The organism is Pseudoalteromonas shioyasakiensis (assembly GCF_019134595.1).
Taxonomy (GTDB): domain Bacteria; phylum Pseudomonadota; class Gammaproteobacteria; order Enterobacterales; family Alteromonadaceae; genus Pseudoalteromonas; species Pseudoalteromonas shioyasakiensis_A.
The window spans coordinates 2,808,648-2,827,739 of the sequence record NZ_CP077770.1; the positions used below are offsets into that span (position 1 = coordinate 2,808,648).

Below are 19,092 nucleotides of genomic sequence, written 5' to 3' on the forward strand. Positions count from 1 at the left end.
TGGATAAACATGTTTATATATCTGTATTTATACAAACAACTGTTTAATTAATGAAATAGAAACAACATAAAAAAACAGCAAAACAATTAAATATCAGTTAGTTAGACCAGAACATCCAAAAGTAAAACTGATTATTTTTAGCCCACTCTTAACGTGCGCAAAAAACACCCAAACACAAAGATATCCACTAAGGCACGCATTTGCTATCATGATACGGTTAATTAGACAATCAAATAAACGCCTTATGCGACCAATAAAACCCGCTTCTATAAACGAATTAATGCAACGTGTTGATGATATTGCTGGCCTCACCCTAGGGCAGCTAGCCGAGCAATATCAGTTCAAAACCCCTGACGATTTACTTCGTGAAAAAGGCTGGACCGGGCAACTTATCGAATATGTGCTTGGTGCAACAGCGGGTTCAAAACCAACACCTGATTTTGAAGAGTTAGGCATTGAGCTAAAAACCCTACCTATTTCATTTAAAGGCAAGCCCCTCGAAACAACCTTTGTTTCGGTAACACCGCTATTAAATGTAACCGGAATGACTTGGCAGCAAAGTACGGTTCGTAAAAAGTTGAATCATGTTTTGTGGTTACCGATTTTAGGCGAGCGCGAGATACTACCTTTTCACCGTACCATAGGCAGTGGCTTTTTATGGCAGCCAAGTGCAGAGCAAGATGCCCTTTTACAGCGTGATTGGGAAGAACAAATGGAGCTAATCGCCCTTGGTCGCGTGGATGAAATTTCAGGGCATTTAGGCGATGTAATGCAAATAAGGCCAAAAGCAGCCAACAGTAGAGCGCTAACAGATGCAATTGGCCCAAATGGCCAGATAATACAAACCTTACCTCGCGGCTTTTATCTAAAAACCAGCTTTACTGCCGAAATCCTAAAACAACAATTTCAGCTATAAAAAAACCTCCCGAAGGAGGTTTTTTAAAGTCTTGATGAAGCTAAGCCTGATTACTGACCTTTAACCTCTTTAAGACCGTTGTAAGGTGCTTTCTCACCTAATACTTCTTCAATGCGAAGTAGTTGGTTGTACTTAGCAATACGGTCAGAACGGCTTAATGAACCCGTTTTGATTTGACCAGCTGCAGTACCTACTGCTAAATCAGCAATTGTCGCATCTTCAGTTTCACCTGAACGGTGTGAGATAACAGCTGTGAAACCAGCGTCTTTAGCCATTTTGATAGCAGCAAGCGTTTCAGTTAATGAACCGATTTGGTTGAACTTGATTAGGATTGAGTTAGCAATACCGTTATCAATACCACGCTTTAAGATCTTCGTGTTAGTTACGAAAAGGTCATCACCTACTAATTGTACTTTGTCGCCAATTAGTTGTGTTTGGTGTGCGAAACCATCCCAATCAGACTCATCTAAGCCGTCTTCAATTGAAACAATTGGGTATTGCTCAGTAAGGCCTTTTAAGAAGTGGTTGAATTCTTCAGAAGTGAATTTTTTACCTTCGCCTTTAAGGTCGTAGATATTAGCTTCTTTGTCGTAGAACTCAGATGCCGCACAGTCTAGAGCTAGAGTGATATCTTTACCAAGCTCATAACCTGCATTTGCAACAGCTACCTTGATTGCAGCAAGTGCCGCTTCGTTTGATTCAAGGTTAGGAGCAAAACCACCTTCATCACCTACTGATGTAGAGTGACCTTCAGCTTTAAGTACTTTGGCTAAGCTGTGGAAAACTTCAGCACCCATACGTAATGCTTCACGGAAGTTTGAAGCACCAACTGGCTGGATCATGAACTCTTGAATATCAACAGAGTTATCAGCGTGCTCACCACCATTGATGATGTTCATCATAGGTAATGGCATTGAGTAAACACCTGATGTGCCGTTTAGGTCTGCAATGTGCTCATAAAGCTCAACACCTTTAGAGTTAGCAGCCGCTTTAGCCGTAGCTAAAGACACAGCTAAGATAGCGTTAGCACCTAGTTTTTCTTTGTTTTCAGTACCATCTAAGTCAAGCATTACTTGGTCAACCGCTTTTTGGTCAACTGCGTTTTGGCCTTTAAGCGCTTCAGCGATTTCGTTATTGATATAGCCTACTGCTTTTAAAACACCTTTACCTAGGTAACGTGCTTTATCACCATCACGTAATTCAAGCGCTTCGCGAGTACCTGTTGATGCACCAGATGGTGCTGCAGCACGGCCCCATGAACCATCAGCTAAATGTACATCAGCTTCAACAGTTGGGTTACCACGCGAGTCCATGATTTCGCGACCAATCACTTTTACGATTTCTGACATCTTGATTCCTCTTTTCCCGAAAATGGTGAGTTAGTGCCAATTTTATTAATTATCCTTAATGCCATTGGCTTATTAAAACAAATAAGCCGTGCATAAAGCACGGCCTATTTAAATTACGATGACGCTTTTTGGTGAGTATGTGCAGCTGCAACAAACCCTTCAAATAGCGGGTGACCATCACGTGGTGTTGACGTGAATTCCGGGTGGAATTGCGCGGCAATAAACCAAGGGTGATCTTTATTCTCGATAATTTCGACTAGTTTCTTATCTTCAGATAAACCAGTGAAACTTAAGCCTGCTTTTTCAAGCTGCTCTACAAAGTGGTTATTCACTTCGTAACGGTGACGGTGACGTTCAACAATTTCGTCACTACCGTATACTTCACTTACTTTAGAACCCGGTGTTAAGTGACACTTCTGTGCACCTAAACGCATAGTACCACCTAGGTCAGATTGCTCATCACGGATTTCAACGTTACCGTCAGCATCTTGCCATTCAGTGATTAAACCAACAACTGGGTGTGCTGATTTAGCGTTAAACTCTGTTGAGTTTGCATCTTCAAGGCCTGCAACGTTACGCGCATATTCAATAAGCGCTACTTGCATACCTAAACAAATGCCTAAATAAGGAACTTTATTTTCACGTGCATATTTAGCCGCTAAGATCTTACCTTCAACACCACGGCCGCCGAAGCCACCTGGAACTAAGATAGCATCAAGGTGAGAGAGTAACTCAGTACCTTTGCTTTCTAAATCTTGTGAATCAACGTATTCGATGTTCACAGTTAAACGGTTTTTCAGACCTGCATGCTTTAATGCTTCGTTTACTGATTTATATGCATCTGGTAGTTCGATGTACTTACCAACCATACCAATTGTCACTTCACCTGTTGGGTTAGACTCTTGGTATAACACTTGTTCCCACTCAGATAAATCTGCTTCTGGGCACTCAAGATAGAAACGACGACATACGAAGTTATCTAATTCTTGTGACTTAAGTAACGCAGGGATCTTATAGATGCTTTCTACGTCTGGTAATGAAATAACAGCTTTCTCTTCAACGTTAGTGAAAAGTGCGATCTTCGCGCGCTCGTTATTTGGTAATTTACGATCAGAACGACAGATCAAGATATCTGGTTGGATACCAATCGAACGTAATTCTTTTACTGAATGTTGTGTTGGCTTAGTTTTAACTTCACCTGCAGGGCCTAAGAATGGCACTAGCGTTAGGTGGATAAACAATGCGCGCTCACGGCCAATTTCAGTGCCAAGCTGACGAATTGCTTCTAAAAATGGTTGTGACTCGATGTCACCAACTGTACCGCCAATTTCAACGATTGCTACATCGCGACCTTCAGCACCGTCGTATACACGTTGCTTAATGTCGTTTGTGATGTGTGGAATAACCTGAATTGTTGCACCAAGGTACTCACCACGACGCTCACGTCGTAATACATCTTCATAAACACGACCTTGTGTGAAGTTGTTGCGGCTAGTCATCTTGGTACGGATGAAACGCTCATAGTGACCTAAGTCAAGGTCAGTCTCTGCACCGTCTTCAGTTACAAATACTTCACCGTGCTGAATTGGGCTCATAGTGCCTGGGTCAACGTTAATGTAAGGATCCAGCTTTAAAATAGTCACGTTAAGACCACGTGCTTCTAAAATAGCGGCTAATGACGCTGCTGCAATACCCTTACCCAACGAAGAAACAACCCCGCCAGTTACGAAGATAAATTTTGTACTCATGCGAACCCTAGAATATCAGGAATTAAAAGGAATAATATAGAATCAAGACGGGGCGATATTATAGCAAAGGGGCTGCTATCAATCCAGATAAAATTAGCAAATAAGTGCACAAAAAACGAGCTTGGTTACACTGTACCCAAACTGCTCTACAATGCACTTACCTGGCTTGTTTTTTTATGGCTTCCCATGCGTTGTCCATTTCTTCGAGGCTAGCCGTTTCTAGGCTCTGGCCACGTTCACCTAAATAAGCAGCCACTTTTTCAAAGCGTGACGCGAACTTAGCATTGGCACTTCGTAATAATTGCTCAGGATCGCGCTTAATATGACGGGCAACATTCACTGTTGCAAACAGTAAATCGCCAAGCTCTTCTGCACTGTGCTCTGAATAAGGGTCGTGAGCCAGCGCTTCTTTTACTTCGTCTACTTCTTCAGCAACTTTATCGAGCGCACCATGATAACTTGGCCAATCAAACCCTAGGCTTGCTACACGCTGTTGAATCTTCTTCGCTTTTGATAACCCCGGCATTGCATCGGGAATATCTTGCCACAGGCTCATTTGTGGTGAAGCTGCTTTTTCTGCTCGCTCTTGTGCTTTAATAGCCTGCCACTGCGCCGAAAGCTCAGCGTCAGTCAGCTCACTTTGTTCTGCAAAGACATGGGGATGACGACGCACTAATTTATCATTAAGCGTATTAGCCACATCGGTAAAATCAAATAATCCTTGCTCTTTGGCAAGTTGAGCATAAAAGATGACTTGAAACAGTAAATCGCCAAGCTCACTTTTAAGCTCGGTAAGCTCACCTTTTTCAATGCAGTCTGCTACTTCGTAAGCTTCTTCAAGGGTATGCGGCACTATTGATTTAAAGTCTTGTTTTAAATCCCACGGGCACCCAGATTCTGGGTCCCGTAGTTTAGCCATAATTGCAAGCGACTGCTCAATTGCCTGTTTATCATCCATTACGAATGACCACGCTTTGCATCATGTACACCTTCGATTTGGTGTAACTTAGACAATAAGCGGTTGGTGCTTGATAAGTCATGTACTTCAACCTGCATTGAAAACAGCGCAAGCTGCTTATCTTCTACTGTGTTGACGTTCATGTTCAGCACATTCACTTTTTCGTTTGCAAGTACTGAGCTGATATCTCGAATAAGGCCTGAACGATCGGTCGCTTCAACTTTAATCGTCAATGAGTAAGAGCCATTGACATCGTCTGACCAACTTACTGATATCACCCGCTCAGGATGCTTTTCACGAAGTTTCTCAAACGAATCGCAATCTTCACGGTGAACTGCAATCCCTCGGCCTTGCGTAATGTAGCCAATAATTTCATCGCCCGGCACAGGTCGGCAGCATTTAGCAACATGGCTCATTAAGCTACCTACCCCATCTACAACAATACCGTTCTTATCGCCGGTGACACTTTTTGGTTTTTTAAACTTAATTTGTGGCTCGTCATGCTCACGGTCACTAATAAAGTTTAATAACTGGTTTAAGCGAACATCTCCAGCACCTACCGCAACCATAAGGTCGTCAAGGCCTTTAAGGTTAAAGCGCTCGATTGCTGGCGCTAGATCTTTGGTTGTTAAATCTAGCTTTTGCAGCTCAGTTTCGAGTATTTCTTTACCGGCACTTAAGTTTTTATCGCGATCCAGCTGCTTAAACCAATGATGGATTTTAGAGCGTGCTCGTGAAGACTTAATATAACCTAGCGATGGGTTTAACCAATCACGGCTTGGGTTAGGTTGCTTTTGAGTTAAAATTTCAACCTGATCGCCGGTGCTTAATTGGTGAGTAAATGGCACAATTTTGCCAAACACTTTTGCGCCAATACAACGATGCCCTACATTTGAGTGAATGTAATAAGCAAAATCAAGTGGTGTTGCACCCAGCGGCAAATCGAAAATATCCCCTTTAGGCGTAAACACATAAACACGGTCTTCTACTACTTGGTTTTTAAGCTCTTCCGCTAAGTCACTGCCATCAACAACTTCTTCTTGCCATTGCAGTAACTTACGTAACCAGCTAATTTTTTGCTCGTAGCCTGAACCACGTCCTGGCAATGCACCTTCTTTGTACATCCAGTGCGCAGCAACACCTAGCTCAGCATCTTGGTGCATTTCGCTCGTACGAATTTGAATTTCAACGGTTTTGCCTTCTGGACCAAATACCACGGTATGAATTGACTGATAACCGTTTTGCTTAGGTGTTGCGATGTAATCATCAAATTCTTTATTTAAATGGCGCCAGTTAGTATGCACGATACCTAATGCAGCGTAACAATCTTGCAGACGCTCTACCACTATGCGCATAGCGCGAATATCAAAAAGCTGGTCGAACTCGTAGTTCTTCTGTGCCATTTTTTTGTAGATGCTGTAGATATGCTTAGGGCGGCCATACACCTCACCTTCAATACCTGCTTCAGCCAAGCGTGCTTTTACTAAAGCAACCATGTTCTCCATGTAAGCTTCACGGGCAAGGCGCTTATCATCCAGCTGTTTGGCGATATTTTTATAGGTATCTGGGTGCAAATAACGGAACGAAAGATCTTCAAGTTCCCATTTAAGCTGACCAATCCCTAAACGATTAGCTAGGGGCGCAAAAATGTCGCGTGTTTCTTTAGCGGCAATGACACGCTCTTCTTCACTGGCGTCTTTCACATCACGCAGGTGGCACACTTGCTCTGCAAGTTTAATCACTACGGCGCGCACATCTTCAACCATGGCTAACAGCATACGGCGAATATTATCGATTTGTACTGTGCCTTTTCCTTGATGGGCTAAGGTGCTGATGGTAGCCATTTGGCTTACGCCTGTTAGTAATAACGCAACGTGATTACCCAGCTTTTCGGTGACTGTCTCAATTGAGATTTTTTCGGCTAAAAAATAAGGCGTTAAAAAAGCAGTGGCAAGCGAGTCTGCATCTAAATTTAGCTCAGCTAAAATCTCCACCATCTCAATGGCTGTATTTTCACGTTTTGCATCATCGCAGTGCAGGCACAGTTGGTGAGCCTGCTCTAATAAGGTATGTTTGTCTTCTGTTAGCGCTAACAGCTCGATACGGCTGGCAAAATCACTCGGCTTAGTTAGCTGATGTGACTGTCTAGTGGCTACCATGTGCGCTTTACCTCCTGTGAAATAACGCCATCGTTTCAATATGCCCAGTATGCGGGAACATATTCATAAGCCCAATTTTTTCAATGCTAAAGCCTGCTTGTAAAATAATTGCACTGTCACGGGCTAAAGTAACAGGATCACAAGAGACGTATAAAATCGTTTTAAATTGAGTAAGTGGTAACTGCTCTAAAATAGCCATTGCGCCAGTACGTGATGGATCAAGAACTAACACGTCAAGTTCGGCACTAAACCAAGCAGCTGATTGCATTGATTTTGTTAAATCAAAACAATAAAAATCGGTATTCGACAATGAGTTAGTTTGCGCATTTTGTTTTGCTAATGCAACCGCAGAATCGACCCCTTCAACACCAATAACATATTTAGCATACTTTGCAATCAATAATGAAAAGTTACCAATACCACAAAATAAATCCAATACCTGTTCATGACCTTGTAAATCAAGCCACTGTCTTGCTTGATGTAGCATAGCTTGGTTAACTTGTGGGTTAACTTGAATAAAGTTTTCAAGGCCAAACTCAAAGCGTAAATCATAAGCTGGTATCTGGTAGTACGGCATTGGATGGTCACTGTGATCAATTTCACCACTTTGTGATTGCCACACAACACGCCAGCTATATTCATCACACGCCGCTACGACTATGGCTTTTAACTCTGCATTAATAGCTTTGGTATGCCTAATAACCACAAAGGCCGCATTATCAGCTTCACATAATTGTAAGTGACTAATACTACTCAGACCTGAATGGCTGTTGATAAGAACATCAAAAACTGAAAAAACGTCTTTAAAAGTGCTGCTCAGCACATCACAGCTTTCAATACTCACCAATTGTTTAGAGCCTTGAGCTCGATATCCTACGCGCATTTTCTTTGCGGCTTTGTCATGCATTACAGCAATACGCGCAGAGCGACGGTAATGGCGCTCTTCACTAAGCAGAGGTGCTTGCCAATTTAAGTCATCAGCTTTGGCAAACTTGCTAAACAGCTGGCTCACCGCAGCTTGCTTCTCAACCAATTGTTGCTCTGCATTAAGGTGCTGTAGCTGGCAACCACCACAAACCTGATAATGCTGACAAAAAGGAGTAACCCTATGCGCTGAGGCTGATAGTACTTTTTTACAATCAGCACTGGCAAAACGTGCCTTATCTTCAATCAATAACGCTTTTACTTCTTCACCCGGCAAAGCACCATTAACAAAACAGACTTTATTTCCCTGCTTAGCAACGCCTCGCCCTTGGTGATCCATAGCAGTGACATTGAGGGTTAGCATTTTTTGCGAAACGGATTTCTTTTTGGCTTTGAAAATCTGTGCCATCGGGCAACACCTTAATTATTGATAAAGCGGGAGTAAGTATATACTCTTAAACAACGATAATAATGATAACAACATTCTTTATGACTAAATTTGGCTTACGTGACTCAGTCTTAACCCTTACACTTATACCGACTGTGATCATAGGCTTGTTGCTGGGCGGTTATTTTACAATAAATCGTTACATTGAGCTCGATGAAATTTTGTATCAACAGGGCGTGACTATTATTGAGCCCCTCGCCATTGCTGTTGAGCAACCATTAATAAAGCGTGATAAAGCCTTATTAACTCGCTTAGTTAGTCATACACATAACAAACACTCCCCTGCTATCCAATCAATTGCTATTTTTGATGAAAACAATGAGTTAGTGATTTTTAGTAAATACCAAAGTGAATTCAAAGAAATTGTTAGCAGCAATGCAAACAGCATGGATGGCATTCAAGTACAAAATTCTGAGCACTATCTAACATTCTCTACTGCCATAATTAATCATAGCCGCCAAGACATGATTTGGAATCATCACAGCTACCAAGCATCGCTAGGCACTGTGGTGATCATGCTCAACAAACAACAAGCCATTATTGGCCAGCAACGGGCATTATTAGTCAGTGGCGTGGTAATTTTACTCGCGCTCATACTTGCCACCGTATTAGCGTTTAGATTAACTCGCATGTTTATTCAGCCTCTTAATAAGTTAGTACTAGCTACCGACAAACTCATTGAAGGTAAAGTAGACACAGGGCTTGATCAAAAAATGTTTGGCGAATTTGAGCTATTACGCACAGGTTTAAATACCATTTCAGAAACCATGGTTGTACAACGTGATGAGATGCAAAAGCACATTGACCAAGCAACCTCTGATTACCGCGAAACACTCGAACAATACGAAACCCAAAATATTCAGTTAAGTATTGCTAAAAAAGACGCGCAAGATGCGAACCGAGTTAAATCTGATTTCTTAGCTAAAATGAGTCACGAATTACGTACACCATTAAATGGTGTAATAGGTTTTACGCGCCAGCTTTATAAAACCCCGCTCAATAAGCATCAAAAAGATTATCTAGATACCATTGAACTGTCGGCAAATAGCTTACTTACAATTATCAGTGATATTTTAGACTTTTCGAAATTAGAAGCCGGTGCCATGGAACTTGAGTCAATGCAATTCCAGCTCCGTGACAATATTAATGAAGTTATGACCTTGTTGGCACCAAGTGCCCACGAAAAGCAACTTGAGCTTTCAATATTTATCCATCCGCAAGTGCCAGACAACCTAACTGGCGACCCGACCCGCTTTAAACAAATTTTGATAAACCTATTAAGTAATGCCATTAAATTTACTGAAAAAGGCTCAATCAAGGTTGATGTTGGCTACCGTTTACTGGATGAAGAGCGCGCCTCGATTTTGGTGTCTGTCACCGACACCGGTGTGGGTATCCCTATGGATAAACAAGATGCGTTGTTTACACCATTTGGCCAAGCAGACTCTAGTATCACACGTAAATTTGGTGGCACAGGTCTTGGGTTAATCATCACTAAACATATTGTTGAAGCGATGAATGGCCGCATTACTCTAAACTCAGCACCTGGTAATGGTACCTGCTTTACGTTCAACGCCGTATTCAGAACGCCAAGTAACTCAATTACCAGTGACTTACCAACACAATCACTGATCAATAAACGTATTTTGTATCTTGAGCCTCATGAGCATACCCATCAAGCAACGTTATCGCTACTGCATGAATGGCAAACTCGTGTTACCGCCTGCATGGATGAAGAAAGCTTCTTAAATGAGATCAACAAAGACTTCAGCTACGATATTTGTATTATTGGCCATACCGCTACTATTGACGATATGCAGCAACTTAAGAGTTATGTAAAAGCAGTGCGTCCTGTCACTGATTATTTATACATAATGCTTAATACGGTTTCGCATAATATGCGTGAAGCCTTTGTTGGTAGCGGCGCAGATGCTTGCTTAAGTAAACCGCTTAACCACCGTAAATTATGTGAGGTACTTGCTGCGCCTTACCGTCTTGACCACCCGGTGCATAACATTGAGCAAGGTGATGAAAAATTATTACCACTTAAAGTACTGGTTGTTGACGATAACGATGCTAACCTAAAACTAATTTGCACCTTGCTTGAAGAACAAATTGAGCTAATAGATACCGCACATAATGGCTCACAAGCTTACAGCTTAAGTAAAAGCCATAAATATGACTTGATCTTTATGGACATCCAAATGCCAATTATGGATGGTATTACCGCATGTAAACTTATTCGCGAGTCATCTCTTAATGAAGATACCCCTATCATTGCAGTGACTGCTCACGCCCTCGCAGGTGAAAAAGAGCAACTTCTTAAAGATGGCTTTAAAGGTTACTTAACTAAGCCTATTGATGAGGACATGCTAAAACAAATAATTAGCGATCATAGCCCGCAATCGCCGATTAATCGTGAACGTAGTAAAACTGCCGCAGTTGACTCAGAACCTCCATTTGAAAGTGCCCGCCTCGATTGGCAACTGGCACTTCAACGCGCAGGCGGAAAAGAAGAGCTAGCGCTTGAAATGCTCAATATGTTGTTACTCAGCGTGCCTGAAACCTTGCGCCTACTCAATGAAGCTATAGAAAAAGAAGATTGTGAACATGTACTTAGCATAGTACACAAGTTCCATGGCGCATGTTGTTACACAGGCGTACCAAAACTAAAATCACTTGCCGAAACACTCGAGACTGCACTAAAAGGCGATTGCGATTTAAATTATATTGAGCCTGAATTATTTGAGCTTGTTGATGAGCTGAATAATTTGTTAAGTGATGCAGGTATGGTTGAGCAACAACGATAAAAGTTAGAAAGTTAGAAAGTTAGAAAGTTAGAAAGTTAGAAAGTTAGAAAGTTAGAAAGAATATCAAGGAAGATTAATGTTTTTTATTTTATTTTTGTTTTTTACATCATTATCGTTCTTTTGGTTCATACTCAGTTCTAAAAAGCTTAGTGGGATGGCAAACGATTACGTAAAGATCAATTACACAGAGCAGTGGCAAGAATACGAAAGTAAAGCCCGTTTGATGAAGGCCAAATCTGACTCAATGGTTATTCATTCAATCAAGAAAGGTGAACTGTCGGCAATAGATGATGATGTTTTAAAAAGCTTTAAGAAAAAGTATCAATATTTAGTCGCCCTACTCTGCCTTTCGCCTTGGCTATCTTCATTACTTGCACAATTTATTGTTTATCTGAGTAAATAAAAACGCGATGGATATTATATCCACCGCGTTCAGTATTCAAATTTGCTGGCTCTTATTAAGGACGTCAGTTAAAGTCTTGCTTCAATCATTAAACGTTTCATATCGCTGACTGCTTTTTCTAAACCATCAATCGCTGCACGGGCAATAATCGCATGGCCAATGTTTAACTCATAAATTTCTGGCATTGCCGCAATGGGTTTTACATTGTGATAATGAAGACCATGGCCGGCATTAACGATTAAACCTAAGCTATCAGCATATTGTACGCCGCTACGTATACGCTCAAGCTCAGTGTGAAGCTCTTCGTCATTTTCAGCATCAGCATAAGCACCTGTGTGAATTTCAACGTATGGAGCATTACACGCTTTTGCAGCGTCAAGTTGTGCGTTGTCGGCATCAATGAATAACGAAACCTTAATTCCCGCAGCTGTTAGCTTTTCTGTTGCTGCTTTTACTTTTTCAAAATTACCCACAACATCTAGGCCGCCCTCAGTGGTGAGCTCTTCACGTTTTTCAGGCACTAAACAAACATAAGCAGGTTTCACTTCAAGGGCGATGTCGATCATTTCATCGGTGACTGCAATCTCAAGATTCATACGTGTTTGAATCGTTTTTGCCATCACATATACGTCGCGGTCTTGAATGTGACGACGGTCTTCACGCAAATGAATGGTGATACCATCTGCACCAGCATGCTCTGCAACAGCTGCAGCATGCGCAGGATCTGGGTAACTCGTGCCACGCGCTTGGCGTAAAGTGGCAATGTGATCAACGTTTACACCAAGAAGAATATCTTTCATTTTTTTACCTGTTTAATACAACGATTCAAGGCTGAACATCAGCCTACTTAATAAATAACTCACGGCTTTTTAATGGCTTTTTACCAAGTAAAGGCTTGAGTAGGTATCGACTTAATTGCTTTGCCATATATAACACATCAGGGGCGCTAAAGTCATGAGCTGCTATGGCATTTAATTGCTTTCCTGAAAAGCCACTATGGGGGTCGTCATGCAGTAAAAAACCGTATTCAGCAAAATACTGGTAATTTGCTGCATCGTTAATTTCATCACCTTCGGCATCAACACTAAAATCAACGCCATAACCCAGCATCTCAAGTAACTGAAACTCATAAGAGCGCAGCACAGCTTGTAGGTTTTTAGTGGTTGATAATTCGTCTAGATGCTGCTTATAAAGATGATAAACACTTTCCATCGGCTCACTAATAGGTACGATACGATTGGTTAATTCGTTCATATAGAAGCCGCAATAAAGCTCGGTACCCTGCAACATAGTTTGCCGGCCATGGGGTTCAAAACGATTAATGTATTTTAAATCAGACTTGCCGCTATATTGTACGAGCAGAGATTGGAAAGGTTGTAATTGTGCTTTGTGTTTAGTGGCCTGGCGACCACTAACACGGGCCAGCATTCTCAGCTGACCTACGCCTTCTACCAGCATATCGAGCATGACTTGCGAGTCGCTAAATGGACGTCGGTGCAGCAAGTATGCTGTGTAGAATTCGCTATCCATGGCGTGTAAGACTTTACTTAGTCTTCACCATAGCCAAGGCTACGTAGCGCACGCTCATCGTCAGCCCAGCCAGACTTCACTTTTACCCAAAGTTCTAAAAACACTTTGTTATCAAGCATATCTTCAAGGTCTTTTCGAGCTTCACGGCCAATCACTTTGAGCTTTTCGCCTTTATTGCCGATCACCATACGCTTTTGTGTTTCACGCTCAACGAGGATCAAACCATTAATTTGCCAGACACCGTTTTCTTGCCATTTAAACTGCTCGATCTCAACGGTGACCGAATATGGTAGCTCATCACCCATAAAGCGCATCAGCTTTTCACGGATCACTTCAGCTGCCATAAAGCGCATTGAACGGTCTGTTACGTAGTCTTCAGGGAAGTAAAACTCACAAAGCGGTAAACGCTTTTTCACTTCATCTTTGATTAAATCAATATTTTTACCCTGCTTCGCAGAGACCGGCATAATAGCCACAAAATCAAATTTACCACCTAAAAACTGCATGTGCGGAAGCACTAAATCACGGTCTTTAACTTGGTCAATTTTATTCATCACTAATAATACTGGACGACCACTCTGACGTACTTTATTTAGTACCATCTCATCGTCTTCGTTCCAGTGTGTGCCTTCAACCACAAAGATGATAAGTTCCACATCGCCAATTGAGCTTGATGCAGCACGGTTCATTAAACGGTTAATAGCGCGTTTTTCTTCGACGTGTAAGCCTGGTGTATCAACATAAACAGCTTGGTATTTACCTTCGGTATGAATACCCATGATACGGTGGCGTGTGGTTTGTGGCTTACGTGAGGTAATAGACACCTTTTGCTCAACAATATAGTTAAGTAAGGTTGATTTACCTACATTTGGGCGGCCAACAATGGCAACCATACCGCAGTGCGTATCTAGCTCTGCAGGTTCTTTGCTAATTAAATCATCAAGATTCATTTTTAAGTATCTTTAAGGCTTTTTCAGCGGCTTTTTGCTCAGCTTTACGACGTGAGCTACCTACTGAGATAATGCTATCCATCCCTTCAACAATACATTCAACCGTGAATGTTTGATTGTGCGCTTGGCCTTTTGTATCAATTACAGTGTAGCCAGGTAACGATAATTTGCGCGCTTGTAAGTATTCTTGAAGTAATGTTTTCGGATCTTTTTGATTTAAGCCCGGCGAAATTGCGTCAAGACGCGACTCGTACCAACTTAAAATTAACTCACCACATTGTTCAATGTTTGAGTCTAAGAACACTGCACCAATAATCGCCTCTACGGCATCAGCAAGGGTTGATTCACGGCGAAAACCACCGCTTTTAAGCTCACCCGGACCTAAGCGTAAGTAATCGCCTAAGCCAAACTCTAGGCCAAACTCAGCCAACGTTTGACCACGAACTAGGGTCGAACGCATGCGGCTTAAATCACCTTCGCGTGCTTTTGGAAATTTAGTGTAAAGTGCATTCGCAATCACAAAGCTCAAAATCGAATCACCTAAAAACTCTAAGCGCTCGTTATGTTGGCCTTTATGACTGCGGTGCGTCATTGCCTGCTCAAGCAAAGCTTGATCAGTAAATGTATAACCTATTTTGTTGTATAACTCTGTTACGTTTTTTTTCATCGTTACTGAATATTACCTAGGCGTTCAAAACGAACACCAGTTGGAACCCAGCCTGGTAAAAAGTCATCTGGGCCATTCTCAAATTCAAAACTCATCCATATAAAGACGGCTTTACCTACCAAGTTTTCTTTAGGTACAAAGCCCCAAAAGCGACTGTCTTGGCTATTATCACGGTTATCACCCATCATGAAATAATGATCGGCAGGAACAACCCACTCGTCTGAGCGTGTACCTGGTTGTTGATAATAACGGCCTTTCATTTCAGGAGCTTGCGGGTTAATTAAAATATTATGATTCACTGTGCTTAGGTTTTCTTCTAAGCGCACTAAATTCATCGAACCCTGCTTGAACTCGTCACTATTGAGGATTTCCATATCAATTTTGTTGTATTCATTACACAGCAAATCACCTTGCTGCGTTTCACCTTCGGCACATTTTGGCTGAATATAAAGGTGCTTATTGCGATATACAATTTTATCGCCCGGTAAACCAATCGTGCGTTTAATGTAATCCACGCGCTCGTCTAATGGGTATTTAAATACCACAATATCACCACGTTCAGGTTCATCAACATCAACTAACTGGCTGCGCCAAATTGGGTCTTTGATGCCATATGAGTACTTCTGCACTAAAATGAAGTCACCCACTAATAGGGTTGGCATCATTGAGCCTGATGGAATTTGAAACGGTTCAAAAATGAAAGAGCGAAAAATAGTGATCGCTGCAATCATCGGAAAAATTGACTTAGCCGTTTCAGTGATACTTGGCTCAGGCGCAATTAATGCAGCGGTTTCTTCGTCTAATTCGCCGCCTGCTGCATTTTGAGCAAGGGCAATGCGTTGCTGACGTTTTGGCGCAAACATAAAGTGGTCAATTAACCAAATTAATCCTGAGCCTAGCGTTAACAACACTAAGAAAATAGAAAAGTAACCCGCCATGCATTAATTCCTTTATTTACTTCTAATTATTTACCAACTTTAAGGATAGCTAAGAATGCATCTTGAGGTACTTCAACGTTACCTAGTTGCTTCATTCGCTTTTTACCTTCTTTTTGTTTTTGTAGTAGTTTCTTCTTACGACTCACGTCACCACCGTAACATTTCGCGATTACGTTTTTACGTAATTGCTTAACTGTTGTACGGGCAATAACATGCTGACCAATCGCTGCTTGAATCGCAATATCAAACTGCTGACGTGGAATTAAGTCTTTCAGTGCTTCAGCTAACTGACGACCACGTGATTGTGCAATATCGCGGTGTACAATAATCGCTAACGCATCAACACGCTCACCATTAATTAATACGTCAACACGTACCATGTCTGAAGCTTGGAAATGCTTAAAGTTATAATCAAGCGATGCAAAACCACGGCTTGTTGATTTTAACTTATCAAAGAAGTCCATGACTACTTCAGCCATCGGTAATTCGTACGTCACCGCAACTTGCTTACCATGGTAGCTCATTTTAGTTTGTACACCACGCTTTTCAACACAAAGCGTAATTACATTACCTAAAAATTCTTGCGGAACTAATATGTTAGCTTCAACAATTGGCTCACGGATTTCAAGAATATTATTCACCGGCGGTAAGTCAGACGGGTTATCAACCTGTTGAGTTCCATCTTTTGTCTCTACTTCGTAGATTACTGTTGGCGCAGTGGTAATAAGGTCAATGTCGTATTCACGCTCAAGACGCTCTTGAATGATTTCCATGTGTAGCATGCCTAAGAAGCCACAACGGAAACCAAAGCCTAGTGCTGTTGAGTTTTCTGGCTCGAAGAATAACGACGCATCGTTCAAGCTTAATTTATCAAGTGCATCACGGAATGACTCATAGTCATCTGATGAAATTGGGAACATACCAGCATAAACCTGCGGTTTAATGCGTTGGAAGCCTGGTAAACGCTCTGGAGCAGAATTACGTTGTAAAGTGATGGTATCACCTACAGGTGCACCATGGATTTCTTTAATACCCGCAATAACAAAGCCTACTTCACCGGTTTTTAGGATACCCGTGTTGGTTTGTTTTGGTGTGAAAATACCCACTTTATCAGCAATATGAACTTGATCATTCGACATGATCTTAATTTTATCGCCCGCGCGCAATTCACCATGCTTAATACGTACTAATGATACAACGCCTTGGTATGGGTCAAACCATGAGTCAATGATAAGCGCCTGTAGTGGCTCATCTTTGTCACCTTCTGGTGGCGGAATATCTTTAACAATGATTTCTAATACTTCTTCAATACCAATACCAGTTTTAGCACTACATTGCACAGCATCTAGGGCATCGATACCAATGATGTCTTCAATTTCTTCTGCTACACGAAGTGGATCGGCTTGTGGTAAGTCGATTTTATTTAGAACTGGAATAACTTCTAAGTCCATTTCGATTGCTGTGTAGCAGTTAGCTAAGGTTTGTGCTTCTACACCTTGACCCGCATCAACAACTAAAAGTGCACCTTCACAGGCCGCAAGTGAACGCGATACTTCGTATGTGAAGTCAACGTGTCCTGGCGTGTCGATAAAGTTTAACTGGTATGTTTCGCCGTCTTTAGCTTTATAATTTAGCGTTACACTTTGCGCTTTGATGGTAATACCACGCTCACGCTCAATGTCCATTGAGTCTAACACCTGCTGCTGCATTTCACGGTCTGTTAAACCACCACAAACTTGGATAAGACGGTCAGAGAGAGTCGATTTACCATGGTCAATATGGGCGATGATCGAAAAATTACGGATATGCTTCATAAACTGGATTCTAAACTTCTATATAAAATGGACTAAGTGTATAAAGCGACAATTTTACATTTAATTGGCTTTAATCACCATCTATTTGAGTGAAAGGAATAGTAATTGGGTGAATTTTTATTACTTTAATATCATGCTTAAGGCTCTTAACCCTTGATTTTGCTATAGCATAGCCCGTTAAGCCACCAATCACGGCGGCTAAAATTTGCCAGCCTTCTGCAAGTGAAAAAGCCGAAAATGCGATTAAAGCAAACCCTAAACTAAACAAAAGGGGTAGCATGTAAACAGCCATAGCATGTTTAACTAAGTGGCTATCATCAAGTGCTAAAGTTACTTTTTGCCCTACTTGGAGCTCTTTTTCGAAGGTATAAGGAAAGGTTTTTTTAGCTGTTCCAAACAACTTTGCAAAAACTTGCGAACCACAACGACCATTACAGCCGGCACAGGCTTGCTTTTGTTCTGCTTCTAAATTCGCTATCGTGCCTTTAACCGACACGACAGTGAGTGTTTGTTCAATCATGATTTAAAGAGGTCGCGCTACCGACTCAGCTATAGCTTTGGCTGTCATAGCAGGAATATTACCAACAACCGATACATCAAAGCTACCACCATTGTGCACATACACAGTCGTTGCACCTGAGGTTAAAGCGCCGCTTGCGCGCTTACCCGGTAAAGGTCTTTGAATAAAAACAGACACTTCAACAAACCCATCTGAATATAAATAATAGTCAGCAAGTTCATTATTTAAATCAAGTTTATGACGATCTGACTTTAATAGCTTAAAGCCATCTGGCAACCAACCAATTTTCCAATCATTCGCTGCGCTGTCTTCATTATTGGCTAAATCGTTAGTCGCAAGTACTGCTGGAAAATCACGATTTTGCATTTCAACTAACATAGGAGCAGGCTGCTCTGTTACGCTGATATGAGTTAACTGTAACTGCTCAAGCATCTCACCTTTGTGATTCACATAGGCAGATTTAAGTAACAACGAAGACTCAGTATCTAGCCAAATCCAATAGTTATATTTGTATTCATCTTTTGACTCGATACGCACTAACTGTGCTGAGCGCCCTGCAATACGTCCTTTTCCGCCAAGCACAAAATCATAGTGAGCGCTTAGTCGGTTAATATCTTTAAAAAGTACTTCAGGAATTGGCCCGGCAATAGAGTCTGTTTTAACTGAATAAGGCTCTGAATGAGGCTCAAAATAGGTCACCTGATCGTCAACGCGCACCATTTCTAGGCCAGCGCCGTTGAGTAAACTTAGATGCTCAAGTTCAATATCACCTTGTTTTGCATGTAACCAGCGATAAGGTTCCATAGCTTGGCCTTTTACAACCACAAATGATGCGTCAAAGTTGCGAGTATGAACGGCCGTAGCCATATCATTTAATAAAGTCTTGGCGGGATTTTCGTCGCTGGCAATGGCTGGAGCCGTTAATACCAGCGACAAAATAAAAGTAAAAACTTTCATT

Annotated in this window: 16 protein-coding genes; 3 read left to right on the forward strand and 13 right to left on the reverse strand. The window is 41.6% G+C overall.

The genetic code is table 11. The annotated features are described in order from the left end of the window. The first annotated feature begins 244 nt into the window (after positions 1-244). On the forward strand, positions 245-916 hold the full coding sequence (gene mutH / locus KQP93_RS13075; RefSeq protein ID WP_217874759.1) for a DNA mismatch repair endonuclease MutH: 672 nt from the start codon (positions 245-247) through the stop codon (positions 914-916). Positions 917-966: 50 nt separating this feature from the next. Here the strand turns inward: mutH and eno are convergent, their stop codons facing one another. From eno to rlmD, 5 genes are all read right to left on the reverse strand, one after another. Then, entirely contained in the window at positions 967-2,265 is a 1,299-nt protein-coding gene (gene eno, locus KQP93_RS13080) for a phosphopyruvate hydratase (RefSeq protein ID WP_055020681.1), read from the reverse strand. 113 nt (positions 2,266-2,378) lie between these two features. Then, positions 2,379-4,013, reverse strand: coding sequence for a CTP synthase (locus tag KQP93_RS13085; RefSeq protein ID WP_054562242.1), 1,635 nt, complete (start codon positions 4,011-4,013; stop codon positions 2,379-2,381). Between the two features lie 157 nt (positions 4,014-4,170). After that, positions 4,171-4,971 (reverse strand): nucleoside triphosphate pyrophosphohydrolase, encoded by an 801-nt coding sequence (gene mazG, locus KQP93_RS13090; RefSeq protein WP_217874760.1) that lies wholly within the window; start codon positions 4,969-4,971, stop codon positions 4,171-4,173. Beyond that, complete coding sequence (gene relA / locus KQP93_RS13095; RefSeq protein WP_055197911.1) at positions 4,971-7,130, reverse strand: GTP diphosphokinase; 2,160 nt, start codon at positions 7,128-7,130, stop codon at positions 4,971-4,973. Before relA ends, mazG begins: the two co-directional genes overlap by 1 nt. Positions 7,131-7,137: 7 nt before the next feature. After that, positions 7,138-8,463 (reverse strand): 23S rRNA (uracil(1939)-C(5))-methyltransferase RlmD, encoded by a 1,326-nt coding sequence (rlmD, locus tag KQP93_RS13100; protein ID WP_217874761.1) that lies wholly within the window; start codon positions 8,461-8,463, stop codon positions 7,138-7,140. Between the two features lie 80 nt (positions 8,464-8,543). Here rlmD and barA point away from each other — a divergent pair, with 80 nt between their 5' ends. Next, positions 8,544-11,312 (forward strand): two-component sensor histidine kinase BarA, encoded by a 2,769-nt coding sequence (gene barA, locus KQP93_RS13105; RefSeq protein WP_058586457.1) that lies wholly within the window; start codon positions 8,544-8,546, stop codon positions 11,310-11,312. Between the two features lie 76 nt (positions 11,313-11,388). Further along, on the forward strand, positions 11,389-11,715 hold the full coding sequence (locus KQP93_RS13110; RefSeq protein ID WP_217874762.1) for a hypothetical protein: 327 nt from the start codon (positions 11,389-11,391) through the stop codon (positions 11,713-11,715). A 68-nt stretch (positions 11,716-11,783) separates the two neighbouring features. Here KQP93_RS13110 and pdxJ read toward each other — a convergent pair whose 3' ends face one another. The 8 genes from pdxJ to KQP93_RS13150 all read right to left on the reverse strand — a co-directional run bounded on the left by pdxJ (position 11,784) and on the right by KQP93_RS13150 (position 19,091). Next, complete coding sequence (gene pdxJ, locus KQP93_RS13115; RefSeq protein ID WP_054554340.1) at positions 11,784-12,515, reverse strand: pyridoxine 5'-phosphate synthase; 732 nt, start codon at positions 12,513-12,515, stop codon at positions 11,784-11,786. A gap of 43 nt (positions 12,516-12,558) precedes the next feature. Next, a complete protein-coding gene (gene recO / locus KQP93_RS13120) occupies positions 12,559-13,245 on the reverse strand; it encodes a DNA repair protein RecO (RefSeq protein WP_217874763.1) in 687 nt (228 codons plus the stop codon). Between the two features lie 17 nt (positions 13,246-13,262). After that, positions 13,263-14,195 carry a GTPase Era gene (gene era / locus KQP93_RS13125; RefSeq protein ID WP_054554338.1) on the reverse strand — a complete coding sequence of 311 codons (933 nt, stop codon included), beginning with the start codon at positions 14,193-14,195 and terminating at the stop codon, positions 13,263-13,265. Further along, positions 14,185-14,862, reverse strand: a complete 678-nt coding sequence (gene rnc / locus KQP93_RS13130; protein ID WP_054554337.1) for a ribonuclease III — start codon at positions 14,860-14,862, stop codon at positions 14,185-14,187. The genes era and rnc overlap by 11 nt, the downstream gene beginning before the upstream one ends. Before the next feature lie 2 nt (positions 14,863-14,864). Further along, a complete protein-coding gene (lepB, locus tag KQP93_RS13135; RefSeq protein WP_175079984.1) occupies positions 14,865-15,800 on the reverse strand; it encodes a signal peptidase I in 936 nt (311 codons plus the stop codon). Between the two features lie 26 nt (positions 15,801-15,826). Beyond that, positions 15,827-17,614 carry a translation elongation factor 4 gene (lepA, locus tag KQP93_RS13140; protein WP_217874764.1) on the reverse strand — a complete coding sequence of 596 codons (1,788 nt, stop codon included), beginning with the start codon at positions 17,612-17,614 and terminating at the stop codon, positions 15,827-15,829. Positions 17,615-17,684: 70 nt separating this feature from the next. Next, positions 17,685-18,134 carry a SoxR reducing system RseC family protein gene (locus KQP93_RS13145; protein WP_217874765.1) on the reverse strand — a complete coding sequence of 150 codons (450 nt, stop codon included), beginning with the start codon at positions 18,132-18,134 and terminating at the stop codon, positions 17,685-17,687. A gap of 3 nt (positions 18,135-18,137) precedes the next feature. Further along, the gene (locus tag KQP93_RS13150; RefSeq protein ID WP_054562253.1) at positions 18,138-19,091 is read right to left on the reverse strand and encodes a MucB/RseB C-terminal domain-containing protein; all 954 of its coding nucleotides are present in this window, start codon (positions 19,089-19,091) and stop codon (positions 18,138-18,140) included. Position 19,092: the final 1 nt, after the last annotated feature.

What these genes read in the sequence shown, in the direction of transcription:
- mutH (WP_217874759.1), top strand. Translation starts at nt 245, where the DNA reads ATGCGACCAATAAAACCCGCTTCTATAAACGAATTAATGCAACGTGTT.
- eno (WP_055020681.1), bottom strand. Translation starts at nt 2,265, where the DNA reads ATGTCAGAAATCGTAAAAGTGATTGGTCGCGAAATCATGGACTCGCGT.
- KQP93_RS13085 (WP_054562242.1), bottom strand. Translation starts at nt 4,013, where the DNA reads ATGAGTACAAAATTTATCTTCGTAACTGGCGGGGTTGTTTCTTCGTTG.
- mazG (WP_217874760.1), bottom strand. Translation starts at nt 4,971, where the DNA reads ATGGATGATAAACAGGCAATTGAGCAGTCGCTTGCAATTATGGCTAAA.
- relA (WP_055197911.1), bottom strand. Translation starts at nt 7,130, where the DNA reads ATGGTAGCCACTAGACAGTCACATCAGCTAACTAAGCCGAGTGATTTT.
- rlmD (WP_217874761.1), bottom strand. Translation starts at nt 8,463, where the DNA reads ATGGCACAGATTTTCAAAGCCAAAAAGAAATCCGTTTCGCAAAAAATG.
- barA (WP_058586457.1), top strand. Translation starts at nt 8,544, where the DNA reads ATGACTAAATTTGGCTTACGTGACTCAGTCTTAACCCTTACACTTATA.
- KQP93_RS13110 (WP_217874762.1), top strand. Translation starts at nt 11,389, where the DNA reads ATGTTTTTTATTTTATTTTTGTTTTTTACATCATTATCGTTCTTTTGG.
- pdxJ (WP_054554340.1), bottom strand. Translation starts at nt 12,515, where the DNA reads ATGAAAGATATTCTTCTTGGTGTAAACGTTGATCACATTGCCACTTTA.
- recO (WP_217874763.1), bottom strand. Translation starts at nt 13,245, where the DNA reads ATGGATAGCGAATTCTACACAGCATACTTGCTGCACCGACGTCCATTT.
- era (WP_054554338.1), bottom strand. Translation starts at nt 14,195, where the DNA reads ATGAATCTTGATGATTTAATTAGCAAAGAACCTGCAGAGCTAGATACG.
- rnc (WP_054554337.1), bottom strand. Translation starts at nt 14,862, where the DNA reads ATGAAAAAAAACGTAACAGAGTTATACAACAAAATAGGTTATACATTT.
- lepB (WP_175079984.1), bottom strand. Translation starts at nt 15,800, where the DNA reads ATGGCGGGTTACTTTTCTATTTTCTTAGTGTTGTTAACGCTAGGCTCA.
- lepA (WP_217874764.1), bottom strand. Translation starts at nt 17,614, where the DNA reads ATGAAGCATATCCGTAATTTTTCGATCATCGCCCATATTGACCATGGT.
- KQP93_RS13145 (WP_217874765.1), bottom strand. Translation starts at nt 18,134, where the DNA reads ATGATTGAACAAACACTCACTGTCGTGTCGGTTAAAGGCACGATAGCG.
- KQP93_RS13150 (WP_054562253.1), bottom strand. Translation starts at nt 19,091, where the DNA reads ATGAAAGTTTTTACTTTTATTTTGTCGCTGGTATTAACGGCTCCAGCC.